Origin of the sequence: Sphaerothrix gracilis Ecp01, assembly GCF_030405905.1 — a bacterium.
In the GTDB taxonomy this organism is placed as follows: domain Bacteria; phylum Cyanobacteriota; class Cyanobacteriia; order Phormidesmidales; family Phormidesmidaceae; genus Sphaerothrix; species Sphaerothrix gracilis.
This window is the reverse complement of record NZ_JASATW010000026.1, coordinates 1-14,509: the sequence shown is the minus strand read 5'-3', so window position 1 is coordinate 14,509 and position 14,509 is coordinate 1. Positions and strand designations below refer to the sequence as shown.

Sequence of the window (14,509 nt, the reverse complement as noted above, 5' to 3'; positions counted from 1 at the left end):
CCAGCCAAAGCTTACGGACGTTGGGTTTCACTGCGTTTTACCCAACCTACCAAAAACCTCTGCGCTGGACTAGAGCCGCCCCTGACAGATTAAAAAAGCTGGAGCCAAATCCGGCTGCCAAAAGCAGTGAAGCGGGCAGACATTGGCGATCGCTCCGTTACGCTCTGATTTAGGCGGTCATTCTATAATTCTACCGCTAGCTTTAATCCGTATTAAGAACGCCATCTTCAGGATTGATCAGGCGCAGCAGCTTTTGCTTCACTTGGGTATCAAAGACTTCCCACTTGAGGCGATTGTAGTCGCTGTTTTCGTAAAAGCCAGATAAAAAGCCGATGGGAATTTCAAAGCCGCCCGCCATCGATCGCCCGCCCCCGAAGAAGCGGCCCTGGTTGTCTTGGCCAAAGGCTTCCTTGATAAACTCGTCCGGATCGAGGGTAATTTTGCTGGTACGCAGAGAGCCGATCACCACTTCCCGCTCCTCATCCTCGTCGTGGACAATGCCGTAGACCACTGCAGTATGCACGTTTTCCTCAGTCACTAAGAAGTCAGCCGCTTGGGGAATGGCGTCTCGATCTTCGTAGCGCAGATAGCCCACGCCTGCAATGGAAACGCTGTTTTCGATCTTGCGGTTGCGCAGCGATCGCTCAATCACGTCCATCACTCGCTTTGAGCGCGACGCCTGCAGAACGGCGCTTAAAAGCTGGGCGTCATAGTAGCGGCTGAGGTAGGCTGCGGCTAAAAAGTCGTCTTCGGCGGCGTGCATCAGGTGGTTAGTGTCAGAGCGCAGACCGTGCATGAGAGCGGTGGCACATTTCACATGACGGCTATTGCTGCGATCAAGTTCGAGCAGTCCAGTCTGTAAATACTGGGTCAGAATGGTGGCCGTGGCGCGAATATGGGGCCGAATATCTAGGACTTCAGCCTCTAGCTTAGACTGATGGGCATGGTGATCGACGACCAGCACGACGGGAACACCTGCTGATTTCACCAAGGGCGTGAGCTGACTGGTAGTGCCCTGATTGTCAATCAGGACGCAGCCCTGATATTTACCAAAGTCAGGATTATCGTTGCTCTGCAGATTCCAGCGGCGGGCGGGCAGACCCGTCAGTTTGACCAGCGCCACATTTTCCTGGTGGCTAAGCATCCCGGCATAGAAAATGTCGCAGGTGATGTCATAGTCTTTGGCAATGAGTTCATAAGCCCAAGCCGAAGACAGCGCGTCTGGATCGGGAAAGTCCTGCAGCAAGATCACTTGGCGATCGCCCGCATGAGCTTCCAACATGCGCTCAATTGCCCGTGTCGGCTGTTCGCTGCTGCGTCGCTCCAAGAGCCCAGCTTCGGTCTTGGGAGAATCGGCCATGAGTTGATTATTTGCCATGTATAAAAAGTGATTGTTAGCGGCTAAGTATTTTGTATAGAGCGATCGCGGCCTGGGCCGTATCGGTTGCGAGCGATGAAAAACCTGGAATGCTTAGACTTTCAGCTAGTACTTCTATACTTTGATTATCCAGTGCATACCGAAATTTGCCAGGGGGAAATCCTGACTTTTGGCAAATCTATAACGAAAGATAGACGGAAGCGAGCGCGCTGGGCGTATGTTCAGATCGGCCTAAGTGCCAATGACGTATTTGCGCCACTCTTGATGAATACCACTTTTGACCTGACGAGTAACTTCAAAGTAGAGGCTACTGTAGGGCCGACGGGGCGGATTTTGGAGCGGCATGTTGGCTTCCTTCGGCGTACGGCTGCCCTTGCGGACATTGCAGCGTACGCAGGCTGCTACCATATTTTCCCAGGTGTCACCGCCACCGCGCGATCGCGGCAGCACGTGATCTAGCGTCAGACCGTCGCCAGCGTAGCCGCAGTACTGACAGGTATGGGCGTCTCGATGCAGCAGGTTGCGGCGGGTTAGCGGAATTTCTTTATAGGGTACGCGCACATAGTGCCTGAGACGAATGACTGTTGGCAGCGGCAGGTCAGCGTAAATCAGCTTGCCATTGTGTTCAATACGCTCTGCCTTGCCTTTGATAATCAAGACCACCGCTCGTCGCCAACTGGTGATGTTGAGGGGTTCATAGGAGGCGTTGAGTACCAGAACCTTGCTCATCGAGATTAGTCAACAGAGTGTTTCCCGATATTAGCACAGTTAATCTATTGTCTGTCTGATAACCCCTGCTAGACTATCTCTTAAATTGTGGCGGGCAGTAGGGTCATGCCGTGGCTCTACCTGCAACCTGGCGTGAGGAGGAATTGCATATGTTGAGCTGGGAAACAACTTCAAGTATTGCTTCGATGCGGCACTGTCGGGCTTGGGTAGAGATAGACCTAGCAGCCCTGAAATACAATGTCCGGCAGCTCAAGGCCAGTCTCTCGGCAAAAACCGATTTGATGGCTGTGGTTAAGGCGGATGCCTACGGACACGGCGCGGTGACGGTGGCGAAAACGGCGCTGCAGGCGGGGGCTAGCTGGCTAGGCGTGGCGACGGTGCCGGAGGGCATTGAGCTGAGACAGGCCAACTTAAAAGCGCCGATTTTGGTCATGGGGGCGGTCAATACACCGGAAGAAGTGCGGGTGATGGCCCGCTGGCAGCTCCAGCCCACCATCGTTACGCCTAAGCAGGCACTGATCTTTTCAGATATTCTAGGCAGTAACCCCAAGCTGCGATCGCCCCTCCCGGTTCACCTCAAGCTAGACACGGGCATGTCACGGCTGGGCTATCCCTGGCAGCAGGCGGCTGATTTCTATCGCTTTGTGCAGCAGCTCCCCCAGCTACAAATTGCCAGCGTCTACTCTCACCTCGCCACTGCTGACGACCCCGATCCAACTTTTATGCAAACCCAGCAGCAGCGCTTTGAAGCGGCGATCGCCCAGCTGCACTCCCACGGGTTCCAGCCGCCCCGCCTGCATCTGGCTAATGCCGCTGCCACGCTGACCGACCAGTCGCTGCATTACGACATGGTGCGGGTAGGACTGGCCCTGTACGGACTCTATCCTGCCCCCCACTTGCAGTCTGTCTTGCCGTTGCAGCCGGTCATGCAGGTGAAGGCCCGCATCACTCACCTAAAGCAGATCGAACCTGGCACTGGGGTAAGCTACGGCCATCAGTTTGTGGCCGATCGCCCCATGCGCATCGCCGTGGTCGGCATTGGCTACGCAGATGGAGTGCCGCGCCTGCTCTCAAATCGCTTAACTGCTCTGATTCGAGGAAAAACGGTGCGGCAGGTGGGAGCAATCACGATGGATCAGCTCATGCTAGATGTGACCCATCTGCCGGATCTACAGGAGGGCGATATTGTGACGCTGCTGGGGCGCGATCGCCAAGAACAAATCACTGCCGAAGACTGGGCCAATACCTTGGGCACTATCTCTTGGGAAATCCTCTGTAGCTTCAAACATCGTCTACCCCGCATTTTGGTGGAATCTGCCTGCGAAATTGAACCCACTGCTAGCCGCCAAGATTCTTAAGCCTTCTGCCCAAGGCTAAAACGTACTGCAGCTTTACGTCCAACTCTAAAGCCAGTTGCCAATGAGGACGAAGGGAGCCCAGTAATAGGGATGGGCGCGCTCAGATCGCTCTAACATCTTAAGTTGAGCCTGCCTGAGGGTTTCGGCTTTGCTCAATTCTGCTTCTCCCAGGGTTTGATAAAAATTCGTCATCAACTCAGACGTAGCCTCATCATCAATCTGCCAAAGCGTGGCCAGCGTACTGCGAGCGCCCGATCGCATGGCGACGCCTGCTAACCCTAAAGTGGCTCTAGCATCTCCCGCCGCTGTTTGACAGGCGCTCAGCACCAGCAGATCGATGCTCCCTTCGCGGCTGAGTTCACTGGTGAGCAGCAGATTGCTGAAGCGATTGACGTTGAGCTTGTCGTCCCAGGTGAGGATAAAGGTGTCTTCGGCACTAGAGCCAAACTGCCCGTGAGTAGCTAGATGAATAATCGGCGAGGGCGAGGTGCCCACTGCCGTTTCAAAGCGGCTGATATTAAAGTCTTCGTCCAGCAAAACCTGGCTGGGGAGCTGTTTCTGAATCGCCTCCACCTCATCACCCACAAAAGGTAGAGCCGGAAACTCAGGAAAAATGGGTCTTTCCTGGGTCAGCCCCGCCACAATCACGCTAGCGGCTTTATGCTCAATCGGTTTCGATTCCAAAAGGTTAAGACCGGGAGTGAGGGCGATCGCGTATTTTTCAATTAGATATTTCTGATTCGCCTCGTCATAAAGCACCGACATCGGCACCTGCTGTAGCTCACCGTCTAGAACAAATACGAGCGTCTGCGTATCGCTAGCCTCTAGATCTGCCTCTAGGGGCTTAATCATCCACTGGTAAAGCTGCTGCGCCGCAGGCCCAATTTCCCGCTCTGATGCCGCTGCTGCCCCGGAATTGGGGCCAATCACGTCTATATCCCCGCGATTGTTGCCCCTCGTCCCCTCCGGCTGTTTAGAAAATTTGTTTTTAATGGCTGCATACAGCTCATCCAGGGTCGCCTGAACCCCAGAGCGCTCCACCATTTCAGAATAGGTTTGAAAGCGACCGTCTGGAAAGCTGACAATTGTCGCAATCCGATCGTCTAGCAGTACCGAGTAAATCACTGCGGCTTTCGGATCAAGCTGATCAATTTCGACTGATTCCGCATTCAGGCAGGCTTCACGAAAGAAATTATCCAGTTCAGCCAATTGCAAATACTCCAGCACTTTTCGTGCCTGCTTCAGATTATCTTTTTCGCCGTTGGCTGGGGTTTCCGCCGTCAGCAGCAGCTTAACCAGGTCGCGGTAGATTGGCTCCACGCTTTTTTGAAAAGAGAACTGGGCCTCAGAACTGACTGCGACCAAATCACCGCGTACAGACTGCAAAGTCTCTACCGCCGCACTCAAAGCAGCGATCGCCCCCGATTTATCATCCTGATTGAGCTGAATTCGCCCTAGCTGCGCCTGGAGGCGATAGGTAATGCCGCCAATGTTATGGCTTTGGGCGATCGCCAGTGCCTGCTGGGTCAGATCGGCGGCAAATGCCCACTGCTCAGTTTGCTCATAGACCTCAGCCAGGGTGCCCAAAACATAGGCTTCTGCGGCAGGATCTGACAGCGATCGCGCCATCTGATAGGCTTCGCGCAGCAGATCCGCAATCTGGCGCGGGGCGGGCAGTTCTTCGTCGAGAACAGCCCAAAAAGGGGCTGGCTCAGGGTCAGTGCTCAGCGTCAGCATCGTGATCCGCCGCAGTTCATTAAGGTGACGGCTCAGATCGATGCGGGCATAAAGAGCGGCCCGACCAGGCGATAGCGCCTCCTGTAGCGCCCACATTTCTGGCCAGAGCGTATACGCCTGATACCACTGCTCCTGATCGATTAGCCAGCCCACCTGGGCCAGCCGCACCTGTAGCTGCGAGAGCGGTGCCTGAGCGATCGCCCAGGCTTGCTGATAGCTGGCGTCTATCTGCTCAGTGGCAGCAGCAGCATCAGAGCTGAGACGGGTTAGGTTGCCCAGACTGAGATGAATAGCGCTAGTTTCATCCGGCAGAGCTAGCTGCTGAGTCAGGGCCAAAGCCTGCTGCAGCGTCTCACGGCTCTGATCGAGTTCACCTGTGAGCCGCAGGGCATCGCCTAAACTGCGTAGGGCCAAGAGCTGAGTTCGATCAGGCGTGGAGGTAGCCTCGACTAGCTGAGTCAGAATTTCAACCGCCCGGAGGTAAAAGCCACCCGTTTGTAATGCCTGGGCTTGATTAAGCTGACTTTGACGCACTAGGGCCAGCTCGTCCGCCTGCTCATAAGCACTCACCGCCTGCTCCCACGCCGCCGCTGCCTCAGCTGCCTGTCCGCGTGAAAAAGCCAGCCGTCCCTGGGCATTGGAGGTCTGCGCGGCTGCTAGCCAGTCTACGGTTTGGCGATCGCCAGGCAAGCTCTCTACCAGAGCTACTGCCTGCTGAACGCTCTGGGTAGCGGCTGGCCAGTCACCAAGCTGCTGATAGGCCAAAGAAGCATTACTGAGGGCCATCATTTGATGGGGCAGATTGCCGCTCTGACCATAGGCGATCGCGGCCTGCTGAAACTGCGCCGCCGCCGTGGCAAAGTCTCCGGCGCTGTAGGCAGTTTTGGCCTGCTGTTCAAGCTGCTGGGCGGTTTGAGGCGTTTGGGCGATCGCCGCTGGCACCTGGGTTAAACCTAGCAGCCCTGCTGTTGGCAATCCGCTCACGCTGAAGATCAAAGTTAGCAGCAGCAAACTGGCTAGAGCTAGAGGATGCCGCCGCCAGCGTCGCCACTGTCGTTTTTGGGAAAATGCCGGAGAGTCTGACCGTGGTTTCATTGTCTGCAACTGCCTCAAAACAGGTCATAGCGAATGGAAAAATAAATGCCTTCGTCCTGCAGCGAATCGCCCAGAGACGGCAGCGAAATCAGAGGTAAGCCAACATCTAAGCGGGCAAACAGATTGGCTTGCTGCCACAGCAGCCCCACCCCAGTGGAGGCCAAGACGTTAGAACTCGGAGTATCTTGAGCGGAGTTCCAGCCCAAGCCCAAATCGAGAAAGGGCACGATCTGCAAGAGACGGTCATTGGTGGGAGTGCGGTAGAGCGGTAGCCGTAGCTCTGCCGAGGCCAGTATGCCGTTGTCGGTCAGCAGGTAGTCTTGACGGTAGCCCCGGACGCTGAGCTGCCCCCCCAGGCCGAACTGCTCCAAGGGCACCAGCGATTCTGTGGCAAGCTGGACATCCGCTTTCAACAACAGCAGCGTTTCCGGTGCGACTAGCCGCACCCACTGGGCCTGTCCCTGCCAGGAGAGAAAGCTGGCATCGGGTTCGCGCTCCGAAACCGTAGCCCCAAACACGTCTAAGCCCCAGTTGAACTGCGATCGCAGGGCCAGCACCTCGCGATCGCCCTGCTGGTTCCACTCTTGGAAAAAGCGCAGGGCTGAAACCGCCGTAATGCCAGCATCATTAGACCCTACGGCGGGAAAGGGAATAGAATCGCCGAACAGGCTACCCAGAAAGACGCTCTCGGTCTGCTGACGGCTGAAGGTCAGACCAACGGCAAATTCTTCGGTGGGGGTACGCAGCAAGGGCTGTCGCCAGGTGGTTTCTATGAAAAAGGCGCGCGAGTTGATGTCTAGCAGCTCAAAGCGGCCCTCTACCACTTTCCCCACTGATATCCCGGCATTGAAATCTAGCGTGCCGTTCTGAGGATTGATGAAGCTGCGGTAGCCCAGACGGAGAGCACGACTGCCCTCACTATGGCTCAGCCGCAATTGAGCGCGATCGCCCAGTCCGGTAAAGTTGTTGTCGGCAAATTCTAGAATCTGCTGGAAGCTACCGACGCTAGGCGATCGCTGATTATTCAGCTCGAAGTTCAAGACTCGCGGATCGGCTTCATCTATGGTCAGTGTCAGCAGGCTCGTACCCGGCTGAGTGCCTGCAGCTAGCTCTGCCGAGACTCGCCGGATTAGCGGATCAAGCTGCAGCAGTTGCAGCCCTTCCAGCAGGCGATCGACATCCAGCGGCGGCGTGGTGTATTGCTCGATGCGGCTGCGCACATAGCTGGGCTTGAGGCGATCGTTGCCTGCAATGCGGATATTTTCCAGCGTGCCTTCTACAACTTGTATAGTAACGACGCCTGCGCTAAGCACCTGCGGCGGAATGATAGCGGCTGAGGTGACATAGCCTTCACGGGCGTATAGCTCAGTAATAGCCGAACGTACCTGAAACAGCTCGTTAAAGCCGAGGGGACGATTCGTAAACGGCTCGGTGACTGCCTGCAGTTCTTCAGCCGTAAATGCCGTATTACCCACAAACTCAAAACGCTCTACCACAATGTTTTCCGGCACGCGATCGGGTACGGGCGTTGGCGTTTCGGGGATAGGCTGCGTAAAGGGCAGCAGCTCTTCCGGTGCAGGTAGGGGCTCCGGGCGCTCAAACTCCGGCTCCTCCTCAGACGGCAGATCCTCCAGCGGCACAATTGTCCGATCTGGCGGCACCTGCGCCATCAAACCGGCATCTCTTTGCTCGTCTTTGTCTTCCCCAGCTTTCCTATCGCCCTCACCTTCCCCAGGCCAAACAGCCTCATCCTCAATATTCTCAATGCCTAGCTCAGCCTCAACGGGGACGGCCCCGTAAGCAACCTGCGGCAACAGCAGCAGCAGCCCCAACGCTTTAAGAACGGGAGGTTTGCCAGTCATTGCAGGTGGGGGTGGTAAATGCGGGTGAATAGGGCAGGACGCTGCTGGCATCGGCGGTGAGGATCACTTCTCCATCGGGGCCGTACTGCCAGCTTTGCGCTTCTATGACGGGAGCCGCAGCGGTAACGGGAGGCGGAGGAGGCGTTGGATGTGGGGCGATCGCGGTGGGTTCGCCGGGTAGTTCACCAATGTCAGTGGCCAGAGAAGCTTCCCCAATTTGTTCGCTGGGAGTTGGATCTAGGCCGCCTCGCCCGGTGATTGTTAACTCCCCAATTTCTCTAGCAGCGGTCAGATTGCCCGCCGCACAGCCCTGAGCAATCAGCCGGGCGGAGTCTATCAAGTCGAGTGGTAACTCTATAGTTTCACGGACCGGGTTGATATCAACCGTATTACCGCTAATAGTTCCAGACTCGCCAAATAACGAATTAGCAGTAATATCATTTGACTCAGGAAAATCCTCATCACGAACTGCAATATCGTTAAGGAAAGACTCTGAACGCAAACTAATATTGCCTCCATTTCCTAATCTTGCTGTAGCTGTTACGTTGCTATCAGCGGATGGGAAAGCAAAAACAATATCCGAAATATCTAAGAAAATACTGGCATCTTCTTGCCCAGTTGTTGCTGCTGTATCTGCGCTTGCTGTCACATTACTGCTATTAGATAAAGACAAAAAATTACCTATTAAGGTAATGTCTCCTCTTTGACCAGATCGAGTTTCAGCAGAAATTGCACTTCCATTATCAACAGCGATCAAGCCAGCTTCTATTTCAATAGCACCTGCAATACCCGTACCTTGATGGGAGACACTAATCTCCGCTCCATTCCTAACTCCTACTCGCCCAGCATTGATCGAAATGACACCACCTTGTCCAGAAACATCTCCATCTACAATACTAAAAATACCGCTGCCAGAACCCTCTACAACTACATCACCGTTTGCAACAACAACAACAAGGCCAGCATCTCCTTGCCCTTCTGTCTCAGTTGTAATTCCTGTTTGACTACCTGAAATGCGCAAATCATCAAGAACGACCATATAGACTCCACCTGCATTCCCAACAGCGCTGCTAGCTACACCACTGCGCACGGCAGAGCCACTTTCAATACTGACATAGCGGGCCAAGACAAGAACACCACCAGCATTACCAGTACCAAAAGTATTTGCATCTAGAACAGAACTATTCTGAAGTCTTAAGCTATCCGCAAAAACTATAACTGAGCCATTTACCTCCACATCTCGCCCAAGTATTGCATCTGCGAGTCCGCCACTAAACTGAGTCTGATTATTGCTTCGTCCACCTGCTTCAATGTCAGTAGAAACAACTGCATTATCTAATTCTACGAAGCCAGTCGCTTGAATAAAAATATTACCGGCAATCCCTTCCGCGCCCGAATTGATTATGGTAAAGACTGAAGAATCTCTAATTAGCAAATCATCAACAAAAAACAATATTTCTCCTGCATTGCCACTTCCATTAAGAGTACTGCTGCTGATAGCGGAGTTGTTTAATATCGAAAGGAAATCTGCTTGAATAAACACTCCATTCGCATCGCCAGAAATGGTTCCCGACTCTAAAATTCCACTGCTGATAACAACATTGCTTCCTTGAATAAAAAATTCGCCAGGATTTTGAGAAATCGAAGTTAGAAAGAGTCTAGAGTCGCTAATATTTATATTTGAGCCTTGAAAGTTGTCAGCTAAAATTACAAAGCCATCAAACATTCCAGCTTCATTTTTATCAAATGGAATTTCACCAGGTTCAGATAATCCTACTATTTCAACTCGGCCTCCTGGAATTGTTAGGTTGCTTTGCGAGATAGTAACGTTGCCGCCTACAAAAAACACACCTTGACCTGAAAAAGGGGTGATGTCGCTAGGATTATTGGTATTGTCAGTAGCAAAGTCGTCAGCTCCTAGCATCTGAATCGACCTAGGAGTTTGGGTATAGGCAAAGCCAGTCGGATCACCCACAATGGAGAGCAGCGTTTCATCAATCTGATTCGAGTCGACTAAAGCATCCACAAATGTTCCACTTTCAAATTGAACACGATCTGCGGTTGAAGCTGTAAAAGAACCATTTAGCTCAAGTCGAGCATCGTTTAAAAACGTGACTCCGTTTGGATTGATTAGGAAAAAATCTGCATCGCCTTGGACTGCTAATAAGCCATCTATTATTGAACTATTGCTTCCTGTTACACGAGTAATGATACTGTCTACTCCCGGATCGGAGAATGTGACTGAAGTAACGGGACCAGTAATCGAAAATTCACTAAAACTGTGAAGCCAGGTATTAGAACCAATGGGACGGCCACCGTCGATCACAAGGTTGCTGGTACCATTGGTCAAGCTGCGGTTGTTTCCAAGACTATTATCTGCCGTAACCTGAGCAATTGCTTTGAAGGGATAGAGCAGCGCGATCGCGCTGCCAGCCAAAACGCTGACCCAGAGAGAGGCAAAGGGATAGTTGGGCATGAGAGTAGTAGATGCACGGTGCAGATAGTGGGACAAGACGAAAGAGGCAATGCGGCGATCGCCCCTAGTCTCAGCAAAAACACTGACTGTTTTCCGCAAATTCTAGCTTGACTATTAGAAATCTCGGCGTTCTTACGCGAACATTTTCTAATTTCTTATTCAAAAAGCTTTTTGGGGGCATCAGCCCTGCAATCTACGGCAAAAAATCTGCTATGATTATTCATCGAGTCACTTGGAGAGGTGGCTGAGTGGTCGAAAGCGGCAGATTGCTAATCTGTTGTACGGTTAAGACCGTACCGAGGGTTCGAATCCCTCCCTCTCCGTTCTTTAGCTGAGTCTTGCGACAGGGTCGTTTGAGCTTCCCAAGGCAAGTCTTCACGATTAATTGAGTCGCTAAGCGACGACATAGCTGCCGTTATGCTTTCATCAAGATTTCTAAGCGGCATCAGCGATCGCAGCGCGGCCTGGATAAGCCACCTGAGACGATGCGCGGATCTACTGGCGATCGCTGATGCTCTTTAGTCCCGCCGCTTTTAGCCGCTAAACAGCTAGATCTCTTCTGGCTGCTGTCCGGCTACTACAGGAGCAGTTTTGCTCAGCTTCAGCTCCGGGTGCTCCCCTTCCACCTGCTGACAGTTCCACTCATTGCGGAACAGCAGCACCGGGCGACCCCAGCTATCTTTCACCGTCGCCGTGTTGAACAGACGACCCACTTTTTCCAGCGCTTCCCAGCCGCCGTCTACCCAACGAGCCAGACTAAAGCCCAGCGGCTCCAGCAGCGTCTCCACGTTGTACTCATTCTTCAGCCGGAACTGCACCACCTCAAACTGGAGCTGACCCACCGCCGCCAAAATCGGATCGCGCTTGGCCTCATCGGCTGAGTACATAATCTGCACCGCCCCCTCTTCCCGCAGCTCAGTCACACCCTTGCGAAACTGCTTGAACTTGGAGGGGTTGGGATTCTTCAGGTAGGCAAACAGCTCTGGTGAGAAGCAGGGAATACCGTCATACTCTAGGCGCTTGCCCTGATAAATCGTATCGCCAATGGCAAAGACGCCGGGGTTATTGAGGCCAATCACGTCGCCGGGATAGGCTTCTTCCAGAGACTGCCGCCCCTGGGCAAACAGCTTTTGTGGGTGGGACAGGCGCACGGTTTTATCTAGCCGCGCATGATTCACCACCATGTCTTTTTCAAACTTACCCGAACAGACCCGAATAAAGGCGACGCGATCGCGGTGTTTCGGATCCATATTGGCCTGCAGCTTAAAGACAAAGCCGGAAAAGTCTTCGTGTGTCGGCGGAATTTCTCCTTCGCTGCTGTTGCGGGGACTGGGCCGCAGGGCATAGTCCATGAAGGCTTCTAAGAACAGATGGACGCCAAAGTTGGTCATGGCGCTGCCGAAGAAAACGGGGGTCATCTGGCCGGCGTGGATTTTCTCTAGGTCGAGCTGCGGGCCTAGCTCCTCAATCATCTCCAGTTCTTCTTTGAACTGGTAGTAGAGGTCCTGCTCTAGCACTTCTTCAATGCGCGGATCGCTCAGATCCAGCACCGTATCTTTGGCCTCCCGGCTGCCGTGAGCCGTCCGCTCAAACAGGTGAAACTGACGCTTGCGCCGATCAAAAACGCCGCGAAAGCGATCGCCCGCCCCAATCGGCCAGTTGACGGCGTAGGTTTGCAGTCCCAGCTCTTGCTCAATCTCATCCATCAGCTCCAGCGGTTCGCGTCCGGGCCGATCCATCTTGTTGAAGAAGGTGAAGATGGGCAGCGATCGCATGCGGCAGACTTCAAACAGCTTGCGGGTCTGGGGCTCTAAGCCTTTGGCCGAGTCTTCCAGCATGACGGCGTTGTCGGCGGCGGCGAGGGTGCGGTAGGTGTCTTCGCTGAAGTCTTGGTGACCGGGGGTGTCTAGCAAATTTACCTGGCAGCCCTGATAGTCGAACTGGAGGACGGTGGAGGTGATGGAGATACCCCGCTGCTGTTCCATTTCCATCCAGTCTGAGGTGGCGTGACGCTGGGCGCGGCGGGCTTTGACGGCTCCGGCTTCGTGAATGGCTCCGCCGTAGAGTAGGAGCTTTTCGGTGAGGGTGGTTTTACCGGCGTCGGGGTGGGAGATGATGGCGAAGTTGCGCCGCTGTTCAACGGCGGTTTCAAGTTCAGCCTGGGATAGGGAAGTGGAGGTCACCATAAGGTCGTAGAAGTCGGGGTCGGCGGGGTGGCTGTGACGAAGTCAAGCTCTCCTCAAATTGTAGAGGTTGATTATAGCCTTTGGCAGGTAAAGATAACCGCTGGGCGTTAGGGTGAGGGCGGGTGGGGTATGTTTTTGGCTGTGAATCAGAGCACGAGTGAATTACGGCACGAGCAAGCACCATCGGTAGGGTGGGCAATGCCCACCTTACGGAACATCCCTCAAACTATCCGGAATCCTTATAGATGGCGGTGTTAGACTTTAGGAGAAATTTTTAACTTAGCGGCTGGAGCAACGCGGCTATGACACTCGATCGCCTTGCAACTGTTCAAGATGGTTTAGATCGGCTCTATGAACAATTGGCAGGTGAGGAACGAGCGCTTGATCTGGCGGAAGAGGCTGAAAAGACGCGGATTCAGCAGAAAGTTCGCTTAACTCGTCAAAGAATTCATGAGCGAGAGCAGGAGTACACGATCGCTCTAAGTCAGCAAGTTCGGCGGCAGGCGATGCCGGAAGCAGTAGCGGAAACGGTGACGGCGGAGCTGGTGGATGAGCTGGAGGTGCTGACGCTGCAGGAGCGCCGTGATGAGGTCAAAGACTTACTGCAGCAAATCTTAGCGGAGTTGCAAAAGCCGGAACTGCCGGCCTCGGCCAAGCTGAAGGTGGCGATTCCGTTGATTCCGAATGTGGTGAGTTATGAGCTAGAGGGGGATACGGAAGGCGTTATTAAGCGGCTGTTTCCCACTTTTTTAAAGGCGTATGAGGGGCTGCGATCGCTGGCTCCTGGTAATCCAAAAAAGTAGCGGCCCTTGGTTCTGAGACGGAGTCAGGGGCAATTGATTTTGGCAATTATTTGCGATCGCTCTCTGCAACGTATCAGGAGTGGTGGCAGCGGTACACGCTGACGGAGGCGATCGGGCAGCAGGCAGTTAAGAAGATTGCGGGGGGCGATCGCCAGCCGTTTGATTTTGGGCTGATGGTGCAGACGGTACCTGAAAAACCGGAGTCGGACTCAGGCGCAATTGAGCGGCAGGAACGACAGGAAAAAACGGAGCGATTGCCGGTGCTGGCGGGAATTCGCAAGTATGCGGAGAACCATGTGCTGCTGATAGGGCGTCCAGGGTCGGGGAAATCGACGGCGCTGATTCGGCTGCTGCTGGAGGAGGCAACCCTCTCCCCTAGCCTCTCTCCCAACCTTGGGAGAGGGGAAATAGAGAGGATTCCGGTGTTGGTGGAGCTGCGCTACTGGCAGGGGTCGGTGGTGGAGCGGGTTGGGGCGTTTCTGCAGCGGCATGATCCGGACTTGGTGTTGGATGAGGAGACGCTGAAGGGGTGGCTGCGGCGGGGGCGATTTTTGCTGCTGCTGGATGGCTTGAATGAGCTGCCGTCGGAGGAGGCGCGGCGGGATGTAGCTCGGTTTGAGAAGGATTTTGCCAATGCACCGATGATTTTCACCACTCGCGAGCTGAGTTTGGGGGGTGAGCTGGGGCTAGAGAAGAAGCTGGAGATGCAGCCGCTAACTGAGGCGCAGATGCGGCAGTTTGTGGGCAATTATTTAGGGCCGGAACGGGGGGAGCAACTGCTGGGGCAGCTTAAGGATCGGCTGCGGGAACTGGGGCAGACGCCGCTGCTGTTAGCAATGCTGTGTTCTATTTTTACCTCGGCGGCGCTGCCGAATAATTTAGGCG

Annotated in this window: 9 protein-coding genes and 1 tRNA gene; 4 read left to right on the top strand and 6 right to left on the bottom strand. The window is 54.1% G+C overall.

Annotated features, from left to right (window positions below; translation table 11 throughout):
• Positions 1-202: 202 nt before the first annotated feature.
• Both QJQ48_RS22170 and QJQ48_RS22165 read right to left on the bottom strand, forming a co-directional pair.
• Positions 203-1,378: a DHH family phosphoesterase gene (locus QJQ48_RS22170; RefSeq protein WP_346293431.1), complete on the bottom strand. Its 1,176-nt coding sequence runs from the start codon at positions 1,376-1,378 to the stop codon at positions 203-205.
• A gap of 231 nt (positions 1,379-1,609) precedes the next feature.
• Positions 1,610-2,107 carry an HNH endonuclease gene (locus tag QJQ48_RS22165; RefSeq protein ID WP_346293430.1) on the bottom strand — a complete coding sequence of 166 codons (498 nt, stop codon included), beginning with the start codon at positions 2,105-2,107 and terminating at the stop codon, positions 1,610-1,612.
• A 149-nt stretch (positions 2,108-2,256) separates the two neighbouring features.
• Here QJQ48_RS22165 and alr point away from each other — a divergent pair, with 149 nt between their 5' ends.
• Complete coding sequence (alr, locus tag QJQ48_RS22160; RefSeq protein WP_346293429.1) at positions 2,257-3,465, top strand: alanine racemase; 1,209 nt, start codon at positions 2,257-2,259, stop codon at positions 3,463-3,465.
• Between the two features lie 45 nt (positions 3,466-3,510).
• Here the strand turns inward: alr and QJQ48_RS22155 are convergent, their stop codons facing one another.
• From QJQ48_RS22155 to QJQ48_RS22145, 3 genes are read right to left on the bottom strand one after another with little or no spacing between them, the layout of a single operon-like run.
• Positions 3,511-6,297, bottom strand: coding sequence for a CHAT domain-containing protein (locus QJQ48_RS22155; RefSeq protein ID WP_346293428.1), 2,787 nt, complete (start codon positions 6,295-6,297; stop codon positions 3,511-3,513).
• Positions 6,298-6,311: 14 nt separating this feature from the next.
• Complete coding sequence (locus QJQ48_RS22150; protein WP_346293427.1) at positions 6,312-8,159, bottom strand: ShlB/FhaC/HecB family hemolysin secretion/activation protein; 1,848 nt, start codon at positions 8,157-8,159, stop codon at positions 6,312-6,314.
• Positions 8,134-10,635, bottom strand: coding sequence for a two-partner secretion domain-containing protein (locus tag QJQ48_RS22145; protein WP_346293426.1), 2,502 nt, complete (start codon positions 10,633-10,635; stop codon positions 8,134-8,136). Before QJQ48_RS22145 ends, QJQ48_RS22150 begins: the two co-directional genes overlap by 26 nt.
• Before the next feature lie 234 nt (positions 10,636-10,869).
• Between QJQ48_RS22145 and QJQ48_RS22140 the strand changes: the two genes are divergently transcribed.
• Positions 10,870-10,958, top strand: a tRNA-Ser gene (locus QJQ48_RS22140).
• A gap of 225 nt (positions 10,959-11,183) precedes the next feature.
• Here the strand turns inward: QJQ48_RS22140 and prfC are convergent.
• Positions 11,184-12,821: a peptide chain release factor 3 gene (gene prfC / locus QJQ48_RS22135; protein ID WP_346293425.1), complete on the bottom strand. Its 1,638-nt coding sequence runs from the start codon at positions 12,819-12,821 to the stop codon at positions 11,184-11,186.
• Between the two features lie 302 nt (positions 12,822-13,123).
• On the opposite strand from prfC, the gene QJQ48_RS22130 reads away from it, so the two are divergent.
• Positions 13,124-13,624 (top strand): hypothetical protein, encoded by a 501-nt coding sequence (locus QJQ48_RS22130; RefSeq protein ID WP_346293424.1) that lies wholly within the window; start codon positions 13,124-13,126, stop codon positions 13,622-13,624.
• A 50-nt stretch (positions 13,625-13,674) separates the two neighbouring features.
• Positions 13,675-14,509: NACHT domain-containing protein (locus QJQ48_RS22125; protein ID WP_428843079.1), on the top strand; the 835-nt coding region annotated here is incomplete at its 3' end.